The 25,901-nt window shown below is 69.6% G+C and carries 21 protein-coding genes and 3 pseudogenes; 18 read left to right on the forward strand and 6 right to left on the reverse strand.

Features of this window, described 5'->3' with window-relative positions; genetic code table 11:
* Positions 1-247 precede the first annotated feature (247 nt).
* Positions 248-1,609 (reverse strand): helix-turn-helix transcriptional regulator, encoded by a 1,362-nt coding sequence (locus CP984_RS02990; RefSeq protein WP_003979400.1) that lies wholly within the window; start codon positions 1,607-1,609, stop codon positions 248-250.
* Positions 1,610-2,507: 898 nt separating this feature from the next.
* Here CP984_RS02990 and CP984_RS41090 point away from each other — a divergent pair.
* From CP984_RS41090 to CP984_RS42920, 14 genes and pseudogenes are all read left to right on the forward strand, one after another.
* Complete coding sequence (locus CP984_RS41090; protein ID WP_156100269.1) at positions 2,508-2,654, forward strand: hypothetical protein; 147 nt, start codon at positions 2,508-2,510, stop codon at positions 2,652-2,654.
* Entirely contained in the window at positions 2,651-3,541 is an 891-nt protein-coding gene (locus tag CP984_RS02995; protein ID WP_003979401.1) for a helix-turn-helix domain-containing protein, read from the forward strand. Before CP984_RS41090 ends, CP984_RS02995 begins: the two co-directional genes overlap by 4 nt.
* 7 nt (positions 3,542-3,548) lie before the next feature.
* The gene (locus tag CP984_RS03000; RefSeq protein WP_003979402.1) at positions 3,549-4,256 is read left to right on the forward strand and encodes a zinc finger domain-containing protein; all 708 of its coding nucleotides are present in this window, start codon (positions 3,549-3,551) and stop codon (positions 4,254-4,256) included.
* Between the two features lie 152 nt (positions 4,257-4,408).
* Positions 4,409-5,050 (forward strand): WhiB family transcriptional regulator, encoded by a 642-nt coding sequence (locus CP984_RS03005; RefSeq protein ID WP_003979403.1) that lies wholly within the window; start codon positions 4,409-4,411, stop codon positions 5,048-5,050.
* The gene (locus CP984_RS03010) at positions 5,047-6,603 is read left to right on the forward strand and encodes a collagen-like domain-containing protein (RefSeq protein ID WP_003979404.1); all 1,557 of its coding nucleotides are present in this window, start codon (positions 5,047-5,049) and stop codon (positions 6,601-6,603) included. Before CP984_RS03005 ends, CP984_RS03010 begins: the two co-directional genes overlap by 4 nt.
* Positions 6,600-6,791 carry a hypothetical protein gene (locus CP984_RS41855; RefSeq protein WP_003979405.1) on the forward strand — a complete coding sequence of 64 codons (192 nt, stop codon included), beginning with the start codon at positions 6,600-6,602 and terminating at the stop codon, positions 6,789-6,791. Before CP984_RS03010 ends, CP984_RS41855 begins: the two co-directional genes overlap by 4 nt.
* Before the next feature lie 91 nt (positions 6,792-6,882).
* Positions 6,883-7,116 carry a hypothetical protein gene (locus CP984_RS03020; RefSeq protein ID WP_003979406.1) on the forward strand — a complete coding sequence of 78 codons (234 nt, stop codon included), beginning with the start codon at positions 6,883-6,885 and terminating at the stop codon, positions 7,114-7,116.
* A 161-nt stretch (positions 7,117-7,277) separates the two neighbouring features.
* Entirely contained in the window at positions 7,278-7,748 is a 471-nt protein-coding gene (locus tag CP984_RS03025; RefSeq protein ID WP_100246461.1) for a plasmid mobilization protein, read from the forward strand.
* A gap of 259 nt (positions 7,749-8,007) precedes the next feature.
* Positions 8,008-9,726, forward strand: a complete 1,719-nt coding sequence (locus CP984_RS03030; RefSeq protein WP_030181361.1) for a relaxase/mobilization nuclease domain-containing protein — start codon at positions 8,008-8,010, stop codon at positions 9,724-9,726.
* Positions 9,727-9,854: 128 nt separating this feature from the next.
* Positions 9,855-10,256: a hypothetical protein gene (locus tag CP984_RS03035; protein WP_003979409.1), complete on the forward strand. Its 402-nt coding sequence runs from the start codon at positions 9,855-9,857 to the stop codon at positions 10,254-10,256.
* 78 nt (positions 10,257-10,334) lie between these two features.
* Positions 10,335-11,027, forward strand: coding sequence for a hypothetical protein (locus CP984_RS03040; RefSeq protein ID WP_003979410.1), 693 nt, complete (start codon positions 10,335-10,337; stop codon positions 11,025-11,027).
* A 1,289-nt stretch (positions 11,028-12,316) separates the two neighbouring features.
* Positions 12,317-13,066 (forward strand): annotated as a pseudogene (locus tag CP984_RS03055) (IS5 family transposase); the annotation flags it as partial.
* A gap of 533 nt (positions 13,067-13,599) precedes the next feature.
* Positions 13,600-15,378 (forward strand): reverse transcriptase/maturase family protein, encoded by a 1,779-nt coding sequence (locus CP984_RS03060; RefSeq protein ID WP_003979414.1) that lies wholly within the window; start codon positions 13,600-13,602, stop codon positions 15,376-15,378.
* A gap of 108 nt (positions 15,379-15,486) precedes the next feature.
* Positions 15,487-15,594: pseudogene (locus CP984_RS42920) on the forward strand (IS5/IS1182 family transposase); the annotation flags it as partial.
* A 78-nt stretch (positions 15,595-15,672) separates the two neighbouring features.
* Here CP984_RS42920 and CP984_RS03065 read toward each other — a convergent pair.
* The 4 genes from CP984_RS03065 to CP984_RS03080 form a co-directional block, all read right to left on the reverse strand.
* Positions 15,673-16,014 (reverse strand): hypothetical protein, encoded by a 342-nt coding sequence (locus CP984_RS03065; protein ID WP_030181351.1) that lies wholly within the window; start codon positions 16,012-16,014, stop codon positions 15,673-15,675.
* A gap of 234 nt (positions 16,015-16,248) precedes the next feature.
* Positions 16,249-17,070, reverse strand: coding sequence for a DUF317 domain-containing protein (locus tag CP984_RS03070; RefSeq protein WP_003979417.1), 822 nt, complete (start codon positions 17,068-17,070; stop codon positions 16,249-16,251).
* Positions 17,071-17,085: 15 nt separating this feature from the next.
* On the reverse strand, positions 17,086-17,376 hold the full coding sequence (locus CP984_RS03075; RefSeq protein ID WP_003979418.1) for a hypothetical protein: 291 nt from the start codon (positions 17,374-17,376) through the stop codon (positions 17,086-17,088).
* Positions 17,377-17,483: 107 nt separating this feature from the next.
* A complete protein-coding gene (locus CP984_RS03080; RefSeq protein WP_032920097.1) occupies positions 17,484-17,855 on the reverse strand; it encodes a DUF317 domain-containing protein in 372 nt (123 codons plus the stop codon).
* Positions 17,856-18,107: 252 nt separating this feature from the next.
* Here CP984_RS03080 and CP984_RS03085 point away from each other — a divergent pair, with 252 nt between their 5' ends.
* Both CP984_RS03085 and CP984_RS03090 read left to right on the forward strand, forming a co-directional pair.
* Positions 18,108-18,347 (forward strand): hypothetical protein, encoded by a 240-nt coding sequence (locus CP984_RS03085; RefSeq protein WP_032920099.1) that lies wholly within the window; start codon positions 18,108-18,110, stop codon positions 18,345-18,347.
* A complete protein-coding gene (locus tag CP984_RS03090; protein ID WP_003979420.1) occupies positions 18,344-18,493 on the forward strand; it encodes a LexA family protein in 150 nt (49 codons plus the stop codon). Before CP984_RS03085 ends, CP984_RS03090 begins: the two co-directional genes overlap by 4 nt.
* 250 nt (positions 18,494-18,743) lie before the next feature.
* On the opposite strand, the pseudogene CP984_RS41860 reads toward CP984_RS03090, so the two are convergent.
* Positions 18,744-18,911 (reverse strand): annotated as a pseudogene (locus CP984_RS41860) (phosphotyrosine protein phosphatase); the annotation flags it as partial.
* Between the two features lie 403 nt (positions 18,912-19,314).
* Here CP984_RS41860 and CP984_RS03100 point away from each other — a divergent pair.
* Entirely contained in the window at positions 19,315-19,722 is a 408-nt protein-coding gene (locus CP984_RS03100) for a hypothetical protein (protein WP_032920101.1), read from the forward strand.
* Positions 19,723-19,949: 227 nt separating this feature from the next.
* On the forward strand, positions 19,950-25,898 hold the full coding sequence (locus tag CP984_RS41865) for a type I polyketide synthase (RefSeq protein WP_226048598.1): 5,949 nt from the start codon (positions 19,950-19,952) through the stop codon (positions 25,896-25,898).
* Positions 25,899-25,901 lie beyond the last annotated feature (3 nt).

Here is a 25,901-nt window from a genome sequence, read left to right on the forward strand (position 1 = left end):
AATGCCGAGCGCGTTCCGCCTTACGGAAGGGGAAAGTTGACCACCGTAAGGCTAATAGCCCTACTCCCCTTCGCCGCCGAAGAGGCTTACGGTCACGTGTTAAGCCCAGCCGTTCAAGAAGACACGCCACGGAAGACCTCGTCGACGCCAGCTTGTCGCGGTGACTCGCCGGGCGGCCTCCGGCCCGATGGGCTGCTACGCGCCCGCCCCATCGAGCCGAAGGCCGCTGTCATTCGTTCGGCGGATCTCAGACGTACGGCAGTAGGTTGTCCTGTTCGTACAGGTCCCGCCACACCTCACGCAGCAGCAGGATCCGCTGCTGCAGTTGCGGAAGCAGTTGCTGTATGTGCTCGATGGCTGCATCCGGGGCGGCTGGCAGGGCCCAGCGCGTGAGCAGTTTCACTTCGTCACGTGCCTCGGAGATAAGGGCTGCCTGCGGCATGCGGGCGATCACCGCACTCGCGTCGACCTCGGTGACCGCCCACTCGCCCGGCGCCTCTTCGATCGCCCAGATGACCGAATGATTGCTCGGCGACAGCGTCAGGCGGCTATCCGGGCCTATCAGGCGGCTGAGGACAGGCAACGGGATTCCATCCTCCCCCGCGAGGGCCGCTGCCTCCTCTGCTGTGTCCAGGATGAGACGGGCAGTGAGCGAATGCGCGTGGCGCTGGCGTGCTGCATCGGCCCGTCCCTCGCTCGTCCGATCCCGGGCCGGCACGGCTTGGACTCTTTCAGCAGCTGAGGTCTCAGCCCAGGCGTTGCGGGCGCCGCCGAGGGCGTCGTGCTCGTCGTCGGCGCGGTCGTCCTCGACCCAGGTGATCACGACGAAGCGGCAGTCAGGCATGCTCGCCGGGTACACGACGTGGCTGACGACCTCGACAGTCTCCCAGCCCAGGGCCGGCACGTTCATGCGGAAGACGTGGCCGTCGCGAGTCTCGCCCAGCTCGTTCTCAGTCTCCCAGATGTGCCGCACATCGGGGTTCTTCTTCACGTCGTCGATCAGCTGGCGAAGCTCGGCGTCGTTCTCGTTGGTGGCTTCCGCGAACTTGAGCATCTTCACGTAGGCCGCGGCGTGCTGGTGCCAGTCGTGATACTGGGCCCGGGCTTCGGGATCGGTCAGCGCCCAGCGTATGAGGTTGGCGCCGGGCTCCATGACCCACGGCCACCACTCTGCCATGGCCGTGTTGAAGCTGATGATGTTCCAGTAGCGGTCGCAGAGGTACGTCGGGCTGGGCATCTGCTGGTCGATCAGCAAGCGCAGCGCCCGCCGCAGCTCGGGGCGGCCCTCGGCGCTCGACGTGGTGAGGGACGTGCCGACGTTATACAGCAACAATGCGTGGCGTTCGTCACGGTCCAGTGCGAACAAAGCAGCCAGCGAATCACACTGAGACTGGGTAAATCGTGGCGGAGTGGCGCCTCGTTCGATCTTCCGGTATGTGCGCACCCCCATTCCCAGGGACTTAGCGGCCAGCGCTTGCGTGACGCCAGCGGTCTTACGCCACCTTCGCAGCAGGGCGCCGAATCCCATGAACTGTCCGGCAAGCTGCCCAGCGCCCTGTTCCGAAGAAGCCTGGGCGGCGCCGTCGGGGTCCGGTTCCTTCACGGCCATGACCCTTCCTCATTCCTTCGTCTTGCCTCTGGAGATGCCTGCTTTCGGGCATGAAAAAAGAGGGTCAGCTCACAATGGCCGGCCCCCGCCCTGTCATCTCCGCCCTAGACCATACGCAATATTGAGGTGATCTTGGCCATCGGTCCTACGGGCCACAGGAAGACAAGAACAACCTGCCTATCCGCGAACAATCCTTGGAGATCTGGTGCGTTCGCGAGCGAATCGGACACCCTCGCCCCACTTTTCAAGATCAAATCGAGGAAGCGGCAAATGTGTGCCGCTTTTCGTTCCCGCTCAGGCTGCCGGCCTAGACCACGGTCACCGGTGTTCACCGAAGGTCCACCGGAATACCTGATTCCCCTTACGCTGCGGGCGACTTGCGTCCCCGCAGACCACCGGCAACGTCGCATCACACAGAGATGCTTATACGGGCAAAATCGGGCAAACAATCTCCGTTGACGACTCTGCGCCGCTTGGCTTGAATCATGGCGATCGTTCGTTTTCTAGGGACGTTGAAGCATCGGACTCGGGAGGGCGCAGTGAAGGCCACCTTCGACGGCTCGGCGCAGTCCTGTGGCTACCCGCGTCTCACTGGTCACCCTCTGCAACCAGTACAGAGGTTAAGTACCAACTCTGGATCTTGACGCGGGTGCGTGCGTATGTTCGTCGTCGTCCGGGCCACTGCCCGGGCGGCGGGACGAACGTGAGGAGCGCGGCAGGCACCAACCAGACGTACAGATTCGTATACAGCGGCGGCGTCCGAGAGCGGGAACTCCCGGACACCGAACGCCGAACGGCATAACCCGCCCCGGGAAGGGCGGAGATTGCCCACCTTCACCACGCTGATCCCTTACCACCGGGCGCTTCAGCGTGGGAGTACTGCAGAGGAGATTGTTGCATGCCTCCTGCCCTGCGCGAAAGGCCCGACGGCCTGGCCTGCGCGGCAGCCACCTACACCTCGGCGCCTTTCCGTACCGCGCCGGAGCACACCGCCCTGGCTTCGGCGAACGGCCAGTCCCGCCTCGTGGGCGGGAGTGGCCGATGAGCAGCGATGCCCGCGAGTGGGTGTGGGAGCACAGCTCCAGCCGGGGAACCGCGCGCTTGATCCTGCTGTCGATCGCGGACCGGGTGGCCGACGAGCAGTGCATCGCCTGGGCCTCCTTGACCAGCCTGTCCGAGCGCACGAACGCCTCCAGGTCCACAGTGCGCGACGCTCTCGATCGGCTGCTCGACGGCGGCGAGCTGGAGCAGCTCGACGATCTGACCGGTCCGCAGCGCAGCACGGTCTACCGCCTGCCTCTGGCCGCGGTGGCCATGGCACAGGCCGCGAGGGAGCAGGAAGCCGACGACAGCAACGTCTCGACGGACGAGTCCGAGCCCGGCCTGACGCTTCAGATCTCGGCCCTGCGGCGGTACGGCATCCGCCCACGTGAGGTACCGGATTCCTCCGGCACGGTCCGGAATCCGGCCGGTCCGGAAACCGGTACCTCCCAGCGGAAACCGGCACACCGACCTACCGGGAACCGGCACAGCGGGGTAGCGGAATCCGGCCCCCAGAACCGTAGTGAACCGAAGGTGAACCGTAGGTACAGCAGTAGCAGTACCGGCCTCGTCTCGGCTGGCGAGTGGCAGGTCGACCCCGCCACCCACGCCTGGGCCCGCCAGCAGGGACACCTCGACCGCCTCGGCGAGGAGGGCCTGGCCGCCGCTGACGCGAAGTGGCGGGTGCACCGCGCCGACTGGAAGCCCCGCTCGGCAGGAGCCTGGGCTGCCGACTGGCGCTCCTGGGTCGCCCGGGAGCACGCCCCGGGCCGCCCGAACCTCTACGCCGTGCCCGGCAACGGCCTGGCCAAGCCGGGCGGCATGACCCGCGCCGAAGCCCACACCGCAGCTCTGCTCGCCGCCCTCGAAGAGCCGACCGGAACGGAGTAGCCACACCGTGGACCGCCGCGAGATCGCCGCCCTGCTGGCCTACATCGGCCGGCTCGACCCCCGCACCATCCGCGTCGAGGGCGAGGCCCGCGACCAGCTCGCCCAGTGGCACGACCTGCTCGGGGACGTGCCGATGGTCACGCCCAACGGCTGGGACGCCCGCGTCGCCGCCCGGCAGCACATCCGGGTCTCGCCGTACCCGATCCTGCCCGCGGACATCGCCCGCCCCTGGGAGAACTACCGGCGCGACCGCCTGGCCCGGCACACCGATCCGGCCCCGTCCGCCGACCCGGACGACCAGGCGGCCTGGACCGCCGAGCTGGCCGGCACCCGGCGTGCCGTGGCCACCGGCAGCGCTCAGCCCGCGCAGTACCGGGCCATCACCAGCGGTCGCAACGACCCGGAACTGCAGGTGCGGCTACGGCAGGTCGGCTCCTGCATCCCGCCGGAGGCCCGCACCGCCCTCGCGCCCTACCGGCCCGCCCGCGCAGCACGAGAGGCGGCCGTCGCCGAGGGCCAGCCCGACGCGCTCACCGTCCGGTGCGAGTGGTGCCTGGCGCAAGCTGGCGAGCCGTGCCGCAGCCGGCGGATCGGCCCCGACGGCGCAGCACACGGAACCGCCCCGCGTGCCAAACCGCACCCGGGCCGCTTCGACCTCGCCGCCGCCCGGCAGGCCCAGGAGAGCGAGCAGGCCCAGCAGCCCGCGCTGGCCTGAGCCGCCCGCCCGCCGGTGCACCCGTCCGGTGCACCGGCACCCCGCCCCGTCCCGGCTGCGGCGCCCATCCTGCGCCGCAGCCGGCCCCCGACGCCGCGTCCGTCCGCCGCCGGCCCCCGAGCGGCCGACGCGGCAGCACATCGGAGACCACCTTGCGCCACATCACCACCTACGACGCGCCGGCCACCGGCCTGCGCAGCATCGGCGACACCAGCTGGCACACCCGCGGGGTATGCCACGGCATGGACCCCGAGGACGCCGACGCCACCTTCTTCCCACTGCCTCGGGATCACGAGGCCATCGCCGAGGCGAAGGAGATGTGCGGCCAGTGCCCGGTCCGCCGCGACTGCCTCAACTACGCCTTGGAGAACGTCCTCAGGGAGGGCGTCTGGGGCGGGCTGACCGAAGCCGAGCGGCGCCCCTGGCACGACGGGCTGCCCCAGCGCCTCGACTACAGCCGCGTGATCGCGTTCTTTAACGGGCGCGACGTGCATCTGACCGAGTCCGAGCGCCAGGTCGTCATCGACCACGCCTACGTCCGAGGCTGGCGCCCCGACCGGCTCGCCGGCGCCCTGCAGATCAGCCACAAACACGCCCGGGACCTGCTGCGGCAGGCCGCCAACAAGGTCTTCGACCGCGACCGGACCCTCGGTGTGCCCAGGCGCAAGACAAAGAGGAAGCACACCACCCCGGCGACCAGTCGGCCCGCGCCCACCACGTCCGCCGCGGGGCAGCCAATGTCCCGTCCGGTGGCGTCGGCCTCGACGCACGCCCCCTTCGGAAAGGCCGCATGACCCTCCTGTCCCTCGGTGCCGCACCGGCCATCCCCCTTCTCCTCGCCATCGGCGTCCCCGTCACCGCCCTCGCCCTGGTCTTGACCGGCCGGGCGATCCGGCGCCGGAAAGCACGTCCGCAGAAACGTTTCGGCAGCCCGGCGGTCAAGGCCGCCGCGCTCGCCGCGCTCGGCTGCACCGCCTACAGCGCCGACACCAGCTGGGCCTTCGCCGCCGACTACCTCGCCATGGCCGGTACCGCCGAGCGCGCAGCCCTGTTCGGTGTCGCGGAACTCGCCCTCTTCGCCATGGCACTGATGGCCCGGCAGAACCTGGCCGTCCAGGGAGCGCCGGGGCTGCCGGGCACCCTGGTCTGGGGCATCACCGGCGTACAGGTGATCCCCGCATACGCCGAAAGCGGCCCCGTCGGCGGCACAGTCCGCGCTATCGTCGGCCCGATCATGGCCGCTGTCCTCTGGCACCAGGCCATGGGCATCGAACTGCGCCTGCACACCCCAGGTGCTGCTTCCCACGGCCTCATCGCCACCCTGGGACGAGAGGCGCGCGAGCGGCTGCTGTCCCGCCTCGGCATCGCCGCCCGGGACCGCGACGCCGCACAGATCACCCGCGACCGGGCCACCGCCCGCGCCGTCGCCCTCGCTGCCCGCCTCGCCGAACGCACCCCCGAACAGCACGGCTGGCACAGCAGGCGACTCGCGCGGCGCCTGTCGAAAGCGATCGGCCGGGCCGCGGTCGGCACCGACCCCGTCCAGCGCGGCGAGCTGCTCGACCAGCTCGCCGCCCGCCGGCACGCGCTCGCACTCGCCACGGTCCCCTTGCCCTCCCCCTGGCCCTCGCACCACGTCAGCACGACGACCGCCACGCCCCCCTCGCCACAGGACAGCACCACGGTCCCCGTCGACAATCCGCACGCTGACACCCGACCGGTCGGGGACCAGGGACCACGCCAGGAGGAGGGACCGGTCCCCAGGGCCGGGGATCACGACGCCGGGACCGGGGACCACATTCCGGGGATCGAGACGGGGGCCGGGGGCTGCAGCTCGGGGACCGAGACGGTCAAGCTGAGGGTCAACGAGGACCTCGGTGGCTTCGCGGGGAGCGGGCACCCTGCGGCCGAAGCGCCTACTCACGCCCAGGAAAGGCGCCGGGGGCCGGAGGCCACCGAGGCGGGGACCGGACCCGCCGGGGACCGGGGACCGAACGACACCGACACGGGGACCGGACCCGCCGGGGACCGGGGACACAAAGCCCCCCTAAGACGGAAGCCGACCGCAAGGGCCAAAAGCAAGCATGGCGGCCGGTCCCGTAGCCCGCAGACACAGCGTCCGCCGCGCGGCCCGGAGCAGTCCGTGGAGCAGCTCGTCCAGCAGGTCCGTCCCCACGTCCCGGCCCTGCTCGAACGGGACGGCAACGAGGCCGTCACCCGCGTCCAGCTGCGGGAAATTCTCCGGCGCGAGGGCCTCAAAGGCGGCCGGAATGACCGGCTGAGCCTCGTTCTGCAGCAGCTGCGGAGCGACGCAAGCACTACCAAGGCAAGGAGCACCACCCGATGAAGACCTGCCCGCGATTCGCGACCCTCCGCGAGGAGTACGAGCGGGAGATCGGCTTTCTGACCGCTCACTCCGCACGGCATGCCGGAAGGCCGGCGGCGAAGTCCAGCGCAAAGCACGCCGCGTCGGCGAAGGCACGGATGGCCCGGGCACTCAGCGGCCACGTCGGGCGCTGCCCCGAGTGCGGATGATCCCCTGCAAAGCAGCAGGTCATAGCCCTGACCCGCTATGGGTGGCCCGGCACTGTGCCGGGCCACCCCTCTTTCGACGAAGGAGATCACCATGACGTATGCAGCCGCGCCCGATCAGTTCGAGAACTCCCTGGGTTGGGCATTCCTGCACACCTTCCTCCGGTTCAGGTTGATCCGTGCCGCGGCCGACGGCCCCGAGGGGCAGTGGTTCGTCCAGATCACCGCCGGCGAGCAGGTCCATCACCTGACCGACGCCGAGGATGCGTTCGTATTCGTTCTCGATGTCCTGGAGATCGTCCACCAGGGGCAGGACGGTGGGCAGTGACGAACCCGAGCGATTCCCCCTCCACTCCGCAACCTGCCGACGTCTACAACTCGGTCCCAGGGCGACGAGCAAGTTATCGGCCAAGACACTCTTCCCCGTCGGGGAAGGTGTCCTGGCCAGAACCCGCCCCGGGGGTGGCGGGTGCGGACCAGCACCGGGGGGTGCTGGTCCGCGGGGCAGCGACCGAGGGCGGACCGAAGCCGGAGGAGAAGCCGTCGCCACGCAAGCGCCGCGACGCAAAGAAGACCGCGCGCAAGCGCGCACCGAAGCCGCCCGAACGCAAACGTAGTTACGTGTGCAGCGTCCGCCTGAACCACGATGAAAGGGCCCTGCTCGATGCCGCGGCAAGCGCGACTCGTACGAGCCTGCCCGCCTTCCTTGCCCGCAGCGGCCTCGCTGCCGCGCACGACCTCGACAACACCGCCGCAGCCGTCGCCGGCCACCGCGAGCTCGTCGCCGAACTGTTCGCCGCCCGCCGGCACCTCGGGCAGGTCGGCAACAACCTCAACCAGGTAGCCCGTGCCATCAACTCCGGAGGCCAGCCGACGGAGATCGACGCGGTCGTCACCGCGGTCCAACGCGCTGTGATCCGGGTACAGGCGGCCACCGACCACCTGCTGGAGCAGCAGTGACCGCTCCGCTCCCGCCGACCCCATGGCTATGGCGTGCAGATCATGGACGCCCCGTTGCTCCGTCGTGGGCAGGCAGTCGCCCGAGCATCCGAGGCCGCGAATGACCGTCGAAGCCAGGCCGTGGAAGCGCTGCGAAGGCACGCGCAGGCCGGCAACCGCCACGGCCGTGAACCCGTCACGCTCCATGGCTGCGCCGGTTCTCGTCGCATGTGGGAGGCAGGCGTCGCCACCAGTTGATTGATCGGTTGAGGACAGCAGCATGATCCCCCGGATCCAAAAGCGCGGACAGCGCACCATCGGCCTCCTCTATTACCTCTACGGGCCGGGCAAGGTCGAGGAGCACACCGACCCGCACCTGGTCGCCTCCTGGGACCACAACGCTCCCGACCCCGGCCGCGACGCCGCCGCCACCCTCAAGCAGCTACAGCAACTCCTGGACCAGCCCGTTGAGAATATCGACCAGGCAAAGCGGCCGAACAAGCACGTGTGGCACCTCTCCGTCCGCAACGGCGCCGAGGACCGGGTCCTGACGGACGAGGAGTGGGGCGACGTCGCCCGCCGCATGGTCGCCGCCGCCGGCATCGACGACCCCGAGCAGGGTGCGGGGTGCCGGTGGGCGGCCGTCCGGCATGCGGACGACCACATCCACATCGTCGCCACCCTCGTCCGCGAGGACGGCTACAAGCCCGACCTCGACCATGACGCCGCCCGCGTGCAGGCCCAGGCCCGTGCCCTCGAAGCCGAACTGGGGCTGCGCCGTCTGAACAAGGGCGACGGCACCGCCGCGAAACGCCCGACCAGAGCCGAGCGGCACAAGGCCGAGCGACAGGGCCGTGAGCACACCGCGCGGGAAGAACTGCGCGAGACCGTACGCCAGGCGGTGGCCGGTGCGCAGAGCGAAGGCGAATTCTTCGACCGGCTGGCCGCCGCCGGCCTCCTGATCCGCAAGCGCGCTGCCCCCTCAGGCGACCTGCTCGGCTACAAGGTCGCCCTGCCCGACGACCGCAACAAGGACAATGAGCCCGTGTTCTACCCCGGCGCGCGCCTCGCTCCGGACCTGTCGCTGCCCAGGATTCGAGAACGCTGGTCCGCCGGTGCCCACCACCAGCACGTTGCGCCAGATGCTCCCCACCACACTGCTCCGAAAAGTCCCTCCAGCGCACGCCGGCGGGCCGCATCGGCCGCCTGGACCGCGGTCATGTTCATTGAGCACGGTGACGACGCCGTCGTCTCCGCTCACGTCGCGGCGGCCGGCGAGGTCCTGGACGCACTCGCGAAGACCTCCCCCGCCAGCACCCGCCGCGACCTGCGCGATGCCGCCTTCGCATTCGAACGCGCCTCCCGATCCCACATCCGGGCGGAGCGCGGGCGCGACCGGGGCCTGCGGCAGGCCGCCCGGGACCTCGTCCACAGCGGCCCGGCTCTGGGACGCGGTGAAGACGGTGCGACGACCGCGATGGCGATCGACATGCTGTTCTTCGTCATCACCGCCGCCGTGCACTGGCATGCGAAGAAGGGGCACGCCCAGCAGGCAGCCGCGGCCCGCCAGGCCGCCGAACACCTGCGCTTGGCCTACCAGGCAGCCGCGGCCCAACCCCTCGGCGTGCTCTATCAGCGTGGCCGACGCCTGGGCCGCCCCGTGGTCCAGCGGCAGACGGCGGTGCTGCGCGCAGCCGTTCCGGCGCTGGCCGAACGGGTCCTCACCGAGCCTGGGTGGTACGCGCTCGCCGCGACTCTCGCCGATGCCGAGGCCGCCGGCCACGCCCCGGCAGCCCTCCTCGCGCACGCCGCCGGGCGACGGGAACTGGACACGGCGGACTCCGTCAGCGACGTCCTCGTGTGGCGGCTGCGGCGCACCGCGGGCCTGCCCGCCGACACCAGCGACGAGTTGGCCGACGCCCACGCGCCGCAGTCCTCGGCGTACCGGGCCGGACAGCGGGCACCGGGGCGGTCGGGGCGCCGGCGCGGGCGGCCGTGACTGTGGGCCTAGTGAATTGAAGCAGGCCAGGGAACTAGGGCACGATCATGATGCGTGCAGGACGAGGTGAGGGAGGGTGCGAGGTGTTCGGACGAATGCGCCGCCGCCGGAGGGCGGAGTCCAGTGAGATGCAGCGTCGGTCCTTCGAGATGTGGGCGCGGCTGGAGGGCCAGGTGCCGCCGGAGGTCGAGCGGGTGCGGGCCGAGCTGCAGCCCGCTGAGCCGGCCGCGCTGGTGGACGACTTCCTCCCGCCGGAGCTGCGCGTCCCCAGCCACGACCAGCTCGACGGCCGGATGATGCCCTGGGCGCAGCCGATCGTCCTGGACGGCGAGATGGTCGCCTGCACCGGGTGCGGGGCGTACCGGGACTGGCTCGTCCTGTCCACCCGCGATCAGATCTGGCTGCGCTGCCGGGCGGGCCACCAGCAGCCTGAGCCGCGTCTCAACACCGCCTGGTACAACCGGCACGCCGGCCCCGCGGACGCGACGCACGCCACCTTCGAGGACTGCCTGCGCCACCTCGGCCACTGACCCCCAACCCCTACGACCCACCGGGCCCGCGGGCCCGTACTGACCACCCGTCGTCAAGCACCAGGGGTCAGTTCCACCATGCGCGTTCGCGTCGCCGCCCTCGGCCTCACCGCCATTACCGTCCTCGCCCTGCCCGCCTGCTCCACCAACACCACCGAGGCCAAACCCGTCTCCCCGCCCTCCACGCAGAGCAAGAAGTCGGCTGGTCCTGGCCGGAATGCTGCTCCGCTGTCTTCGGCCGCGCTGGAGGAGCGCCTGCTCGACGTGAGCGACCTCGGCGCCGGATATGCCCGTAAGCCCGAGCGGCCCGCCCGGCACGACGACGTCACCGTCCTGGGATGTCCCGCCCTCAACGGTCTCGGCGGTGACGCGGCCATGGGAGGCTCGCTCGACTTCCCCCGCCGCGCGAAGGTCACCTTCACCTACGGCGACGCGAGCGACTCGGAGGTCTCCGACGAGCTGTACAGCGACTCCGCCGGCAAGCTCTCCAACGGCACCAACCGGATCTTCAAGGCCATGACCGGCTGCCCGAAGTATCAGGTCCTCGTGGGCGGCACCACGGTCGACATCGCCACCCAGAAGGTGGTCTCGCCCCGGGTCGGCGACGAGCGGTGGAGCCAGGTGATGACCTTCTCTGCCGGCGGGCGCGACACCGTGGTGAAGCAGGCCGCGGTCCGTGACGGTGGCACACTGGTGGTGGTGTCCGGTTCACCGGCCCTCGTCGACCAGTACCTCGGCAAGGCTCTCGCCAAGGCGACGGCAACTCGCTGACGCGCCGTTGGTCGGTGCCTCCGGCCGCTCTCCGGGTGGGGGCACCGCGCCACCTCCGAGGAGGCGGGAGCCATAGACCTGCACGGCGCCCCCGATGGATCTGTCGTCAGCCCCGTGTCGCGCCTCGTTGCACCTCGTACGTCCAGCCACGCGGGACGGGATTTCCCTCGTCGATACGCAGGGCCTCGTATGTGTCGCATACCAGCCGGAAGGCGGCGTCCTCGGCTGCCAAGAGATCGACGGTGTACGGCCCGGCTATGTACACCGGACGACGCTCATCGCCGTTCCGGTCCCACTCCAGCCGATGGTTGTATTGCTCGGACAGGATGTCGTTCGGCTTTCGGTCCCTGGCGGATCGGGCCCGAGGCTGCTGCAGGTTGCCGACCCCCATTGTCCGGTCTCTGTGAAAGTGGCGAGACTCGGATCGATCACGGCGAATCGGCTGAGTCGCGGGTGGGCGTTACGGCTAGGCGTGCCGGTCGTTGAGATCGTTATGGGTACGCGTGAAGGTTCCTCTCAGCTCTGCGTGATGTGCGGCGCTGACCTCCTGCGCGGTACGGCCTATCTGGTCGACGGCGTCTGGCGGCGGGGCCGCCGCCAGAGATTCGACCGCTTCCTGATCTGCCAGACGTGCTACGAGCTGGGGCGCCCGGACCCGGCGACGGGCCGGACCCGGGCAGCCTCTGCACGGCGGACCGAGTCCGTTGAGTGGTGGGGCTTGGCCGGGAGGGGCGCGGCTCTCCCACCCCAAGCGTGCGTCGCTGGATGCGGCCTGGTCGTGGTGCGTGGGGCGGAGGCGCTGATACGGGGGGTGACGTGCTCTCGGGCCTGCCGCACGTCCCTCACGCGGAAGCGTAACGGCGGTCGCGGTTCAGGCCGCCCCTGTGGCGCCTGCGGCGAGACCGTTACGGCTGGGCGTGCGGATTCTGCGTACTGCGATGCGAAATGCCGTCAGAAGGCGTACCGCCGGCGGCGGGCCAGCGGAGCGGCAGATCCGATCCCGGAGCTGCTGGCGGCACTGGCCCCTTTCGTCGCGTCCTTCACCCGCGGTATCTCGCAGGCGCTGTACAAGGCTTCGTACAGCGTGCATATCGCGCACCTACGTGGCGACGATCCAGGCGAATCCCTCGCCAGGCTCACCGCCATGGACCCCGAGCGGATCAAGATCCCCGACACCGACGACGGTCGTCGACTGCGTGCCTCCCTCCGCAGCATCAGGGCGGCTCAAACCCTCACGCACAGCCATAACGATCTCAACGACACCTAGGCCGTTTCCTTCGGATCATCTGATCGTTGGTCCGGGTGTGTCGTTGACTGACGCCCAGTGGGCGCGGATCGAGCCGTTGCTGCCGGACCGGGCACCCCGGCGGGGTGGCCGGTGGCGGGATCACCGGCAGGTGATCGACGCGATCGCGTTCAAGTACCGCACCGGCACGCCGTGGACGGACCTGCCCGAACGCTTCGGTTCGTGGAAGGGGGCTCACAACCGGCTGCGGAGGTGGGCGGCCGACGGCACCCGGGAAAAGGTGTTCACCGCCCTGCTCGCGCAGGCCGACACCGAAGGCGACCTCGACTGGGTCGTCGCGGTCGACTCCACGATCGTCCGTGCCCACCAGCACGCCGCCGGGGCCCGTCAAAAGGGGCCCCGGCCGGCGAGCCGGCCGACCATGCCCTCGGACGCTCCCGCGGCGGACTGACCACGAAGATCCATCTCGCCGCCGACGGCCGGTGCCGGCCCCTCGCGTTCCTCGTCACGGCGGGACAGGCCGGTGACGCACCCGCCTTCGAGCAGGTCATGGCCCGGATCAGAGTGCCCCGGCCGGCAGGCAGACCACGCACGGCACCGGCCGTGGTCCTGGCGGACAAGGCGTACTCGTCCCGCGCGATCCGCCGTCACCTTAAGGCGCCGCGGCATCCGGACGGTGATCCCGCAACCCGCCGACCAGGCCGCCAACCGCAAACGGCTCGGCAGCCGCGGCGGTCGTCCACCGGCCTTCGACCACGAGGCCTACAAACAGCGCAACGTCGTCGAGCGGTGCATGTGCGCCACGAGGCGTCTTGTTGTATCCCCGGCACAGCCGGGAGGAATTGGAGGGATATTCCTGGGCCTGATGGCTCACCTGGATCCGAAAGGTGAAGGGGACCAGAGCATGCCAGAGAATCAGCGAGCGGGCTCAGTTGCCAGGGACGGTGCGCTGAGGGGCCCGCGTGATAAGGCGAAAGCTGGATTGCCTGAACCCCAATCTCCAGTCGATGAAAGTTCGCATCCATCGGAAAGGCTACTGAAACCGATGCCATGTCCTGTGACGGCTTTGATGCATGGCCGACATACCTTCCGCGACATGGGGCGATGCCCACTGAGGGCATTGAAGGAGATGAGTGGGGCGCCTACGTCACGCTATGACGTACAACAAGGACGAACGTGGGATCGCCTACGGGGTGCGAACCCTAGGGCGACGGAGTGCCCGTAGTAGTCGCAGGAGTAACGACCTGCCGAGGAGAGCGGGAAAGCCGCTCGCAGGGCGAAGGGACACAGGTGACTGGATGCGAATGAGACCGGGAGGTATGCGAAATGCAGAGTGCCGACACGGTGTTAGGCATCCTTCGTGAGCGCGGCAGACGTGGTCTGCCGTGTAGTGAGCTGTATCGGCAAATGTTCAACCCGCAGTTGTACCTGGTGGCTTACGGCCGCATCTACTCCAATAAAGGGGCGATGACGCCGGGAGTCTCGCAAGAAACCGTGGACGGCATGTCGCTGGGCAAGGTAGGTCGCATCATTGATGCGATGCGCCACGAGCGCTACCGGTTCAGCCCAGTAAAGCGAGTCCACATTCCCAAGAAGAATGGGAAGACCCGGCCGCTTGGACTGCCGACCTGGTCGGACAAGCTCGTCGGCGAGGTGATGCGTCTCCTTCTGGAGGCATTCTTCGAGCCGCAGTTCTCCGACCGGTCCCACGGGTTCCGACCCAAACGGGGCTGTCACACCGCCTTGACGGAGGTGGGCAATACCTGGACGGGTACGACCTGGTTCATCGAAGGTGATATCTCTGACTGCTTCGGTTCGATCGATCATCAAGTCGTCATCGAGACGCTGGCAGAACGGATTCACGATGGCCGGTTTCTTCGGCTCGTGCGCAACATGCTTGAGGCCGGTTACATGGAGGACTGGACCTGGGGAGCCACGCTCAGCGGGGCACCTCAAGGCGGAGTACTCTCTCCGCTGCTGTCCAATATCTACCTGCACCGACTGGACAGCTTTGTCGAGAAGGTTCTGATTCCGCACAACACCCGAGGGCGAAGCAGGGCGCGCAACCCTGCCTACCTGGAGGTGGTCAACGCGATCGCACGCGCTCGCAGGCGGGGAGACCGGGCCGAAGTCCGGTCTCTTCGCAAGCAGCAACGCAGTATCCCCAGCGTGGATCCGAACGATCCGGGCTTCCGGAGACTGCGCTATGCGCGATACGCCGATGACACCCTTCTTGGGTTCATCGGGCCGAGATCCGAGGCCGAGGAGATCAAACGGCAGCTCGCGGTATTCCTTCGCGAAGACCTCAAGTTGGAATTATCGCCAGAGAAGACACTGATCACCCATGCCCGTAAGGGCACGGCATCGTTCCTCGGATACGAGATCACCGTGCAACACAACGACAGGCAGGCAACCAGAGGCCGCAGGACGGCTAACGGTTCGATTGCTCTACGTGTGCCAGCAAAGGTGATCCGAGACAAGGCAGCCCTATACCTCAGCCGCGGAAAACCCGCGCACCGACCCCAACTCTTGAACGACGACGACTACACCATCGTCAACATCTACGGGGCCGAATACCGGGGCATCGTCCAGTACTACCTCCTGGCCGGCAACGTATGCCGATTGCATCGGCTGCGTTGGGCCATGGAAACCTCGTTGCTCAAGACACTGGCAGCGAAGCATCGCTCGACGGTGTCCAAGATGGCGGCCCGCTACAAGGCCAAGATCGAGACACCGAATGGGCCCCGCACATGCTTCGAAGCCAAGGTCCCCCGCAGCCCAGGCAGGAAGCCACTGGTCGCACGATTCGGCGGAATCTCACTGACGCGACAGAAGGCAGCGGTCCTCACGGACCGTAAATCGGCCAACCCCCACCCCAGAAAAGAGCTGATTACCCGGCTCTTGAAGGGGAAGTGCGAGCTATGCGGGACGTCGGAAGACGTGCGGGTGCACCACATCCGAAAACTCGCTGACCTCGACAGGGTAGAGCCGCCTACCGAATGGCATCAGGTCATGGTGAAGAAACGGCGCAAGACTCTGGTTGTCTGCATCGGCTGCCATGACAGGATCCACTCAGGAAAGCCAACCGGTAGCGTCACGAAATAGGTCACTGGAGAGCCCGTTACGGGGAAACTCGTACGGCGGGTTCGGAGGGGGGCCGTGCGGAAAAGGGCCTGCACATGGCAGGCACCTCGTCGCGCGGCCTACCCAACCAACCGACTCAAGCAGTGGCGTGGCCTGGCCACCCGCTACGACAAGACCTCGACCATCTACCTCGCCGGACTCCACCTCGCCGCCATCTTCATCTGGTCAGCCAGATGATCCGAAGGAAACGGCCTAGCCGTAACGCCCACCCGCGACTCAGTCGATTCGCCATGATCGATCCGAGTCTCGCCACCTTCACAGAGACCGGACACCCATGGCGTATTCGTCGAAGTGCTCGATGACATCTCGTGCCTTCTTGCCACCCGGTACGGCACGGTCGAATGTGGTGAGCGCTTCGCGCAACAGTGCCTTTGCTGCCTCGGCCTTCACATGTGTACGGGCCATTTCGACACCACGGAGAACGTGGCGAAGGGCCATGACCGTGTACGGGGCATCGATGAGCGCGTGGTCCTTATCGTCCTCGCTTAGCATCCGGTGCAGGTCGAGCGCTACCTTCCGGTGCGCCATCCAGGCAGACGTGTGGCCGATGGTGGCTCCATGCTCCGTTGGTCGCCACGGCCCTCCGGACTCGCTCACGTTTGCAACTGCTCCGCTTGTGTAGGCAGAACAGGCCAGCTTACGGGGCTGAGGAATGCCGGCGAGGAGGATTTCGGTTCGCGCGGCCACAACCATCTTCGCCTGGGCGCCCCACGCTGGGCAGTATGAAGCCCGGCTCCCTCTCGGGGGGGGCCGGGCTTCATAGGTGACGGGAAGGCAAAAAGCGGCCGAGCGCTATCCCCAGCCTCAAGGGAGCGCACGAGTCGGCCATCGTTAGCCGGCCGGTGCGCGCAGGAGTCGCTCCCGGGTGCTTTCGGGCAGCACACGGCGCAGGACCGGCGCGGTGGAGCTGAGCGTGGTGGCGAAGCACGCCACAAGATCGTGTGGCACGCTGGGACCGAAGGACGCGGCCCACAGGCACGGTGCCCCCGGCACCGGCTCGGCCCACGCCTGCCACCCGGTCGGGCCCGCCTCATCGGTCTCCGCCGCCAGGACGCGCGGGTCGGCGTCCTGGATGAGGGGTGGCACCTCGCCGAGGCTGATGTGCGAGGCGAAAGTCGAATCCATCGCTCCCGCATGCGGCTGGTCGATGTCACGGAACCAGCCGTGCGCGGTCACCGCGTCGAGGACCAGCTCGGGGCCGCCCATCGGGGCAGCAGGCTGGTCGCGGGCGTCGAGCGCGACCAGGAAGTCGGCCAGGGCCTCCCCCGGGACGTCGGGGGTGAAGTAGGCGGACCACTGCGCGAGCGGACTGCTCGTGTCCGCGCGAGCGGAGACCTGCCAGGCGATCGGCAGCTCCCCCAGGTGGAACGGCTCGTCCGCCAGGACCCACTGGGCCCAGCGAAGGGTGTCGGGGCTGATGTGCAGGACAGTGCTGCGCAGGACCTGGCGGTCCTGCGGTGCCTCATCCGGCACCTGCCGTCCGCGGACGATCGTCAGGCTCGTCCAGCCCAGGCCGGCGAGCGTATCGGCGACGGCGTCGTAAAGCCGTCCGTCATCACCGGCCAGATGCCGGGGGCCGACCCAGTACGCGGGCGGGGCTCCGTGCGGGAGGGGCGGGTCGGGTGGGAACTCGGGATGCAGGGGCGCCTCCAAAGACTCGGTGTGGTTCTACTTGCCGCCGGCGCTGCGGCGCGGCCGACGCGGGGGAGCCTGGACCGGAGATTGCCAGGCCAGTTCGACAGCGACCTCCGGCGGCAGGTGTCCGAGCTGCGTGTCCGCGTCCCGGCCCTCGGCGAGGTAGACAACAGGCAGGCCGGTCTCGTCGGTGGCCTGGACAACCCGCTCCACGCGGTGCGCCATCGGGAAGAACGGGTTCATCGCCTGTCGCACCGGAGCGCCTCGATCGCAGGCGGACAACAGGTCAATGAGATCGCCGACAGTCAACTCCGTATGAGGCACAGACAATCATCCTCCTTGTATGAGGGAGCGCGATGAGGGGCGGCCTGCGCTGCCACCGGATGCAAAAAGTGCCCTTCGGCGAAGGACTTCCGGCTCAAGCCGGAGCGCTACTGGCGCCGGGAAGTCTCCAGCACGCGTGCCACGGCGGCGGCGACGATATCGGCCGGCGTCTCGGTCCCGAAGGACATCTTGTAGCCAGGAGCACTCGCCGTGCCGGTGACGGCGATCACCCACCCTTCGTCCTTCACCCAGTCCTCATCGGCTCCGCCGGGCCGTCCGTTGGGGAACCAACCGAGGTAGAACCGACCATCACGGCTGTTGATGTGGACATCGGCACGGTCATCCACGACGTGCGTGAACTCGGCCTCTGCGAACTGGTCGATCACCCGCATCGGCTGACCGGGACCGAGCCTCCAGGAGCGGAGCCGAAGGGCTTCGCGGGTCGTGGCAAACCCAGGTTGCAGGGCATCCACTGCCACGGCATCACCTCTCTGACCTGGGGTTTTCAGGGAAGGTCGTCTACGTTGACATGCCCCTGCGACTTCCACCAGTCCTTTGGCGATCTTTCCCGTCTGCTCCCGGCGAACTGTCCTTTGCCATTTCAATCGAGGCGTTTGGCCGTCCGGACGGTTCCGCTGGAAGTGTGGTCGGGTAGGCGGATCACAGGAAGGTGGAGGCATCACTCGACGGTGGCGTGCACTCAAAATCGAACACGTGATTGAATCTCGGCCATGGTGCTCAACTCCTACCCCGACGATCTCCTGGAAGCGCAGCAAGCCTTGCATCGCACCTACGAGGCGCTCGCCGCCTCGCATCCGCGGCACACCACGGCGCTGCGTCGCGACCTCCTTCGCCTGTCGACTGTGGTGCTCTGGCATCCGTTCTGGTCCGCCTTCCCGGGAAGTTCTTCGGCAGCCCGTGTGCAGCTGCGGCGACAGGCCCGGAGCCGACAGGCAAGGCAGGCGGTATGAGGGATCACCTCACCGAGCGGCAACTGGGCATCCTGCGGTGCATCAGCGAGTGGATTGCCGAGTACGGAGAGGCACCGTCGATCCGCGAGATCGGACGGCAGGTCGGCCTGTCCAGCTCCTCCTCGGTTATCCCGCCAGTGGGCTGACGAGCATGCTGCTCCTCGGAGGCCGCGTCCGCGCTGCTCAGCGGGATGGATCCGCAACGTCCTCATGCAACAGAGGCGTTGCCCCGGGACTGGGCCCGTTGACAGTTGCGCGGATGGGGCGCCTTGGTTCTTCCTTGGGCGTTAGGAGGCTGCCCTCGGGATTTGGCACCGCGGGGCAACCGGACGCTGGCAATGGCGCATCCAATGAGGGCAGAGCGATGATGTCCCGGGATCTCGGGGTTGCCTGCGATTATCTGGCTGCCCTGGCGTCGATCTCGGCGATGAGGGCTTCGACGCGAGCCCTGATCCCGTCGCGGATGGGGCGTACGGCGTCGACGCCTTGACCGGCGGGGTCTTCGAGGGGCCAGTCGGGGTAGCGGCGGCCGGGCACGACGGGGCCGGCGTCGCCACAGCCCAGAGGGTTCGTCCGGTTCTGGCTAGGGTGGGGGCGCCGCGAGGGGCGGTCCGCTGCCCGCAACGGCCGGACGCCTCCCGCTCGAGGTTCCGGGCAGGCTCGGGAGCGGTGCGGTCCAGGCTGTGGTGACCGGGTGCGGCCGGATGCGCAGTCCGTTGCGGTGTGCTGGTGCTCGGTCTGTCGTTACCGGCACGCAGTGGTTCGGCGGTGAATTCCGCTCCGATTCAACCTTTCCTTTTGCCTCCAGCCGTCTCGATTCCGCAACGAATCGGCCTTTACGTGGGTTATGCGGTAACTGCTGGAATTTTTCAGCGGCACCGAAAGGTGGCCGGAATGTTCTCTGCTGGTTTTCGCTGCCCGTCCTTACCATGCTTATAAAAACCGGCCCTAGAGGAAGGGGCGAGGCGTGCCCAGTGACGTGGTAGGCCGTATCACCAACAAGGTCAACGCGACTCGTGTTACAGATGTGCAAAACGATACCGTGCGGTTGGAGTATTCGGCCGCAGGCGGGGGCGAGGTGGACGGCCACCGGGTGACCGATATCGCGACTCACGAGTCGGTGCGGTTGGCCGACGGGACCGAGACGGCAACCGTCAAGATCGTAGTGCAGGCAACGCAGGGCGGTGACCAGCTGGTCCTGACGGGCAGTGCCTCTGGGGTCGTGCGCGGGGGATCGGTGCGTTTCGAGGGCGTTCTGCACGCGCGCAGCACGACCGGGAAGTTCCGTGATCTGAACGGGACGTCTCTGCTGGCCGTGGCGGAGATGACCGACAACGAAACGGTGGAACACGTGTGGCGGCGTTTTCCCGAGTAACCAATGATGCGTTCGGCGGGATTTCGTCCGCCGGTTTCGCATCAGACGGCACCGTGCGCTGCTTTGCTGTGAGCGTGCGCGCAGGGGCTTGCGAGCGGTTGCCGGTGTGAGGCCGTTCGGCTTGTCCTGTCGGGATGGGCAGAAGGTTAAGTGCCTGTCGCGGCCAGCGGGGCTCGGGGTGTTCCGCTGGTCTGTGTGAGAGTGAGTTCGCGCCACCCGGGGGAATGATGCTCGAATGCTGTGACAGCCCGTCCGGACCGGCCGAGCCGGTTGCCGTGATCGGGGCTTCGTGTCGTCTGCCGGGTGGTGTGGACTCGCTGGGCGCGTTGTGGCGGTTGCTGGAGGAGGGTCGGGAGACCGTCGGTCCGGTGCCCAAGGACCGGTGGGACGCGCAGGCGCTGGGGCGCGTGCTGCCGGAGCAGGTCGCGGCGGTGATGCGGGTTGGCGGGTGGCTTGCGGGGGATATCGGCGCCTTCGATCCGCAGGCGTTCGGGATGTCGGGGCAGGAGGCGGACTGGCTGGATCCGCAGCACCGTCTGCTGCTGATGGTGGCCTGGGAGGCGCTGGAGCACGCCGGGATTCCGCTGGAGAGGCTGCGGGGTTCGCGGGCGGGTGTGTTCGCGGGGATGTATTCGATGGACAACCTGCTGCGGGGGCACCGGCGTCCACAGGAGGCGGACGCGTACTGGTTCTCCGGCGCGGTGCACGGGGTGGGGGCCGGGCGGCTGTCCTATCTGCTGGATCTGCACGGCCCGAGCCTGGCGGTCGATACCGCCTGCTCCTCGTCCCTGGTGGCCGTGCACCTGGCGTGCCAGGCGCTGCGGGCCGGAGAGTGTCCGCTGGCGGTGGCGGGCGGTGTCTCGGCGGCCCTGGGACCGGAGATCAGTGCGGCTTCGGCCCGGTGGCGGATGTATTCGCCCACCGGCCGGTGCCGGGCCTTCGATGCGGGGGCCGACGGTTATCTGCGGGCCGAGGGCTGCGGAGTGGTCGTCCTCAAGCTGCTGGCCGCCGCGCAGCACGACGGGGACCGGGTCCTGGCGGTGCTGCGGGGCTCGGCCGTCAACCAGGACGGCCGCTCCGACCAGCTGACGGTGCCTTCCTCCCAGGCGCAGGCCGCGATGTTCACCGAGGCACTGCGCCGCGCCGGGGTGGAGGCCGGCCGGGTGGGGATGGTGGAGGCGCACGGCACCGGCACCCCGGTGGGCGACCCGCGGGAGTTCGCCGCGCTGAAGGACGTCTACGGGACGGGGCCCGGACGGTGCGCGATCGGGTCGGTGAAGACGAACATCGGTCACACCGAGCCCGCCTCCGGTGTGGTGGGGCTGTTGAAGACCGTCGTGTCTCTGCAGCGGGGCCGGGTGCCGGCCAGCTTGCACTTCACCCGGTGGCATCCCGAGATCGATGCCGGCGGGTGCCGGCTGTTCGTGCCGACACAGGCGGCCGACTGGCCGGTGCCGGGCCGGCCCCGGCTGGCGGCGGTCTCCTCCTACGGGGTCGGCGGCACGAACGCGCACGTCCTCGTCGAGGAAGCCCCCGCCGCAAAGGCCGCGCCGGTTTCCGGTACGGACCGTACGGCCGGGGCCCGGAACCAGACGTTTGTGCTGAGTGCCGCTTCGCCGGGTGCGTTGCACCAGACCGCGGCGCGGCTGGCGGACTGGCTGGAAGGGGACGGTGCCGGCCAGCCGCTGCGGGATGTGGCCTACACGCTGGCGGTGCGGCGCTCGCACGGGGCGCACCGGGCGGCTGTGGTGGCCGATGGCCGCAGCGAACTGACCACCGGGCTCAGGCAACTGGCCGCCGGTCGAGCGGCAGTCAACTGCGCCACTGGGCGGGCCGGGGCGCAGGAGTGTGGGGCGGTGTTCGTCTACTCCGGCCACGGCTCGCAATGGGCCCGCATGGGCCAGGGTTTGTTGGGCCGGGATGCGGCGTTCACCGCCGCCTTGGAGGAGCTGGAGCCGCTGGTGCAGGCGGAGAGCGGCTTCTCGCTGCGCGAGGTGCTGGCCGCCGGCACGGTGGTGAGCGGGGTGGAGCGGGTCCAGCCGACGCTGTTCGCCCTGCAGGTGGCGCTGACGGCCCTGTGGCGGGCCCGGGGGGTGGTGCCGACGGCCGTCATCGGGCACTCGATGGGCGAGGTCGCCGCCGCGGTGGCCTGCGGGGCGCTGAGCCTGCCGGACGGGGTGAAGGTGATCTGCCGCCGCTCCCGGCTGCTCACCCGGGTGCGTGGCGGGGCGATGGCGGTGGTCCGGCTGCCCGCTGACGAGGTGACCCAGGCGCTGACACAAAGCGGCTGCGACCAGGTGGAGGTGGCGGTCGTCGCCTCCCCGGCCAGCACGGCGATCTCCGGGGACGCGGGCCAGGTCGAACGGCTGCTGCACCGGTGGGAACAAGAGGGGGTGGTGGAGGCCGCCCGGGTGGCGGTGGAGGTGGCCTCCCACTCCGCGCACATGGATCCCGTCCTGGCCCCGCTGCGCGAACAACTCGCCGATGTGCAGCCGCGGCGTCCGTCCCTGGCCTTCTACAGCACCGTCACCGAAGATCCGTGTGCGCCGGTGCGGCTGGATGCCGAGTACTGGGCGGACAACCAGCGCCGCCGGGTGCGGTTCGCCTCAGCCGTCCAGGCCGCGCAGGCGGCAGGGCACCGGCTGTTCGTCGAAGTCAACGTCCACCCGCTGCTGGCCGGCGCGTTGACCGAAACGCTGGCCGCCCACGGCGACGGGGAGGCGGTGGTCGTGCCCACGCTGCGGCGGGACGGGGACGAGGAGCGGGACGTCGCCGCCCACCTGGCCGCCGTGCACTGCGCCGGTTTCCCCGTGCCCTGGAGCACACACGTCAGGGGCCGGCTGGTGGACGTTCCGGGGACCTGCTGGGAGGAGCGGCACCACTGGATCGCACCGTCGGAGCTGAGCCAGGGCCGGCCCGCCACCACCCATAGCGTGCTCGGGGAGCATCCGCTGCTGGGCGTGCACGTCCTCGACCCGGTCCAGCCCCGGCGGCACCTGTGGCAGGCCACCGTCGACCCGCAGCGCGAGGGCTGGCTCAAGGACCACCAAGCCGCCGGAGAGCCGGCGATGGCCGGGGCCGTCTGGTGCGAGATGGCCCTGACCGCCGCCACCCACACCTTCGCCAAGCCGGTACAGCAGGTGTGTGTGCGGGATGTGACCTTCGATGCGCTCCTGTCGCTCGGCGGTGAGCGGGTGCACCTGGCCTCCTGCGCGCAGGAGGACGGCGGTACGGCCGTATGGAGGGTGATGGCGCGGGCCGGTGACGGCTTCGAGCCGCACGCCGGGGCCGCCCTCGCCCCCGCCGCCGAGGGCACGAGCCCCGCCCCCGTGCCGGTGGAACAACTGCGGCGCTCCTGTCCCGTCGAGGCGGATACCACACGCCTGTGGGGCAGTTGGGCGGCTACCTGCTCCGTGGCCTACGGGCCGGCCTTCCGCGCCGTCCAGAGCCTGCACCTGGCACCGGATGCCAGGCGGCCCGAGGCCCTGGCCCGCCTGGCCCTCCCCGACGCGGCCCGCCCGCACACCGACGGCTTCGCCTGGCACCCGGTGCTGCTGGACGGATGTCTGCAGACGCTCTTGGCCCTGTGGACCAGCCGCATCGCCCTGCCGGAGGGCACCGCCTACCCCCAGGGCATCGGCGAGCTGCAGGTACACGGAGACACGGCCACCGGCGTGTACTGCCACGTCCGCGCCGACGCCCTCGACGAGCACACCGTGACCGGCTCGCTGCGGCTGCTGGATGCCGCAGGGATGGTGGTCGGCCGCGCCGAGCACATCCGTTTCGCCCACACCCCGAGGCATCCGATCGCCGGCCGCCTGCAGCACTACCTCATCCAGCACCGCTGGCAGCCCCAGCCGATGGCCGCCTCCCGCAGCCGACAGCACGCCACCTGGCTGTTGATCACCGAAACCGAGGATCTCCACCCCTGGCACCGTGACCTCGAAGCCACCCTCGGCCATCCCCCGTCCGCCTGCGCCCGGCTCACCCTGCCCCTGGACGGAGAAGGCAACCAGGCCCGCCAGGCCCTCGCCGTAGCCCTGCAGCAGGGCCCGGCGCCGTTCACCGACGCCGTTGTTGTCCTGGAACCGGACACCGGCGCCGGCCTCGGCGCCGTGGAGCGGGCCCGCCGCCGCACCGCCCGCCTCATCACCGCCGTGCAGGCCCTGGCCGACGGCCACCCGCCCGCCCGCCTGCACATCCTCAGCCACCACGGCCAGGCCATCGGCGAACAAGACACCATCGCACTGGGCCACGCCGGGCTGCGCGGGGCGCTGCGCACCCTCCTGTACGAGCACCCCGAACTGCGCCCCGCCCTCTACGACACCGACACCCTCACCCCCGCCCGCACTGTCGCCGCCCAGCTGCTCGCCGACGACACCGAGGACGAGGTGGCCTGGCGGGGCGGCCGGCGCTACGTCGCCCGCCTGGCCCCCGCGCCGCTGAGCCCGGCCGAGCGCCGCACCACCGTCTGCCGGACCGGCCAGCTGCCGGTACGCGCCGAACCCCACGGCGCCACCGTGGCCTTCACTGTCACCGAGCCGCCTCCCGAGCCGGCAGAGCACCAGGTGAGTATCGCCGTACACACCACCTGCCCTCCCGGTGCCGGCCCCGGCACGCCACCGCTGTCCGCCTGCGCCGGCACCGTGACGGCCACCGGTCCCCAGACCACCTTGGCCACCGGGCAGCAGGTGGCCGCCGTCCTCGCCGACGCGGAACCGGTCAGCCGTCTGACCGTCGACGAGCGCTGGTGCATACCGGTGCCCGCCCACCTGGACGCCGCCAGGCTGGCCGGCTCGCTGCTGCCCTACCTCACCGCCCACTACGGCCTGCACCACCTGGCCCGTATCCGGCCCGGCGACCGCGTCCTGATCCTCGGCCCCGGCCCCCTGGCCCAGGCCGCCCAGCACACGGCCACCGCCGCCCAGGCCCAGGTCCACACCACGACCGCGATCACCAACTGCAGCGGCCTGTGGGACATCATCATCGACACCACCCCCCGTCCCGAACCTCACGCCCACCGCCTTCTGGCACCGGCAGGCCAGCTCCTGGCCACCACCTCCCATGCGGCCCGCAACGGCTCGGGGAGCACGCCAGCGCGCGCGGTGGACCTCACGGCGCTGCTGAGCGCGACGCCCGGTGCGGTCGCAGCCCTGCTCGGGAACATCGCCGAGGCCCTGGTCCAGGGGGCACTGCCGCTATTGCCCGTCACCCAGCTCCCCCTTGAGCACCTGGCCCGCGAAGCCCCTTCCGGCAGGTCTACGGCCTACCGGTGGCCCACCGGCACCGTCACCGCCCACCTGCCGCCCGACCGCGTTCCCCTCGTCCGGCCCGACGGCGCCTACGTGATCAGCGGCGGGCTCGGCGGCCTGGGCAAGGTGCTGGCCCGCTGGCTGGCGGACAAGGGCGCAGGCACCCTCGTCCTCAACAGCCGCTCCCAACCCGACCAGCACACCAACGCTCTTCTGGACGGACTGCGGCGCACCGGTACACGGATCGAAGTGGTCTGCGCCGACCTGGCCGAGCCCGGCACCGCCGAACACCTGCTGCACACCGCCGAACGCCACGGCCACCCCCTGCGCGGCATCATCCACGCCGCGGCCGTGGTCGAGGACGCCACCGCCACCGGCCTCACCGAAGATCTGCTGGAGCGGGTCTGGCGCCCCAAGGCCCAAGGAGGGTGGCTGCTGCACCAGGCCAGCACCTCTTTCGCCCTGGACTGGTGGGTGGGCTTCTCCTCCTTCGTCCCGCTCCTTGGCTCCCCCGGCCAGAGTGCGTACGCCGCCGCCTCCGCCTGGCTCGACGCCCTCATCACCCACCGCGCCGCCGCCAACCTCCCCGCCACGGGCATCAACTGGGGCGCCTGGGCCGAGACCGGCATCGGCGCCCGCACCCTCGGCGACCGCGGCTTTGCCACCATCCCCCTCAACGACGCCCTGGCCGGACTCGAACTCCTGCTCACCCACGCCCGCACCCACACCGGCTTCGTCACCCTCGACCTCACCCGCTGGCTCACGCCCTACCCCACCGTCACCGCCTCCCCCTACCTCGCCCCCTCCTGCCCACCACCTCATCCACCCACCAGACCGACGACCCCACCGGCGGTGACGCGTCACTCCAGAAACTGCTGCACGCCCCACCCGGCCGACGCCGCCAGCTGCTGCAAGACCTCCTGACCG

Source organism: Streptomyces rimosus, from assembly GCF_008704655.1.
Taxonomy (GTDB): Bacteria; Actinomycetota; Actinomycetes; order Streptomycetales; family Streptomycetaceae; genus Streptomyces; species Streptomyces rimosus.

Excerpts from the sequence above, each read along its gene's own strand:
- CP984_RS02990 (WP_003979400.1), bottom strand. The coding sequence starts at position 1,609 with ATGGCCGTGAAGGAACCGGACCCCGACGGCGCCGCCCAGGCTTCTTCG.
- CP984_RS41090 (WP_156100269.1), top strand. The coding sequence starts at position 2,508 with ATGCCTCCTGCCCTGCGCGAAAGGCCCGACGGCCTGGCCTGCGCGGCA.
- CP984_RS02995 (WP_003979401.1), top strand. The coding sequence starts at position 2,651 with ATGAGCAGCGATGCCCGCGAGTGGGTGTGGGAGCACAGCTCCAGCCGG.
- CP984_RS03010 (WP_003979404.1), top strand. The coding sequence starts at position 5,047 with ATGACCCTCCTGTCCCTCGGTGCCGCACCGGCCATCCCCCTTCTCCTC.
- CP984_RS41855 (WP_003979405.1), top strand. The coding sequence starts at position 6,600 with ATGAAGACCTGCCCGCGATTCGCGACCCTCCGCGAGGAGTACGAGCGG.
- CP984_RS03020 (WP_003979406.1), top strand. The coding sequence starts at position 6,883 with ATGACGTATGCAGCCGCGCCCGATCAGTTCGAGAACTCCCTGGGTTGG.
- CP984_RS03030 (WP_030181361.1), top strand. The coding sequence starts at position 8,008 with ATGATCCCCCGGATCCAAAAGCGCGGACAGCGCACCATCGGCCTCCTC.
- CP984_RS03035 (WP_003979409.1), top strand. The coding sequence starts at position 9,855 with ATGCAGCGTCGGTCCTTCGAGATGTGGGCGCGGCTGGAGGGCCAGGTG.
- CP984_RS03040 (WP_003979410.1), top strand. The coding sequence starts at position 10,335 with ATGCGCGTTCGCGTCGCCGCCCTCGGCCTCACCGCCATTACCGTCCTC.
- CP984_RS03060 (WP_003979414.1), top strand. The coding sequence starts at position 13,600 with ATGCAGAGTGCCGACACGGTGTTAGGCATCCTTCGTGAGCGCGGCAGA.
- CP984_RS03085 (WP_032920099.1), top strand. The coding sequence starts at position 18,108 with ATGGTGCTCAACTCCTACCCCGACGATCTCCTGGAAGCGCAGCAAGCC.
- CP984_RS03090 (WP_003979420.1), top strand. The coding sequence starts at position 18,344 with ATGAGGGATCACCTCACCGAGCGGCAACTGGGCATCCTGCGGTGCATC.
- CP984_RS41865 (WP_226048598.1), top strand. The coding sequence starts at position 19,950 with ATGCTCGAATGCTGTGACAGCCCGTCCGGACCGGCCGAGCCGGTTGCC.